General features: G+C 40.1%; 1 protein-coding gene. It reads left to right on the top strand.

All coding sequences use genetic code 11. From position 1 onward, the window contains the following. Positions 1 to 189: hypothetical protein (locus K5G00_RS29620; RefSeq protein ID WP_238770276.1), on the top strand; the 189-nt coding region annotated here is incomplete at its 5' end. Between the last annotated feature and the right edge of the window lie 163 nt (positions 190 to 352).

The following is a 352-nucleotide window of genomic DNA, read 5'->3' as shown; positions in this document are numbered from 1 at the left end:
CTAGTGGAAACAGAAGGAGAAACATCACGTCTGAAAGCCTTGCAAAAGGAGATCAAGCAACTAAAAGAGTTGCTGATAAAGAAAGACCTTGACAAGTTGGCCCTGGATTCATATCTGGAAGTAGCAGCAGAAAAACTGGGGTATAAGAACGTGGATGAGTTAAAAAAAAATTTAAACATCAAGCCCTGATGAAGGCTGTTGCAATTACAAAACACTCAGGTATAGCAAGCATATCAAAAGTATGTGCTTGCTTTAACCTGAAACGCGATGCATACTATAAATACCTAAGACGGTGGGAAAGGTACAAGTCTGTTGAGTCGCAGGTAATACTGCTGGTAAAAGAAGAACGCAA

This window comes from Maribellus maritimus (assembly GCF_022267315.1).
GTDB lineage: Bacteria > Bacteroidota > Bacteroidia > Bacteroidales > Prolixibacteraceae > Draconibacterium > Draconibacterium maritimum.
This window is presented reverse-complemented; position numbering and strand designations above follow the sequence as displayed.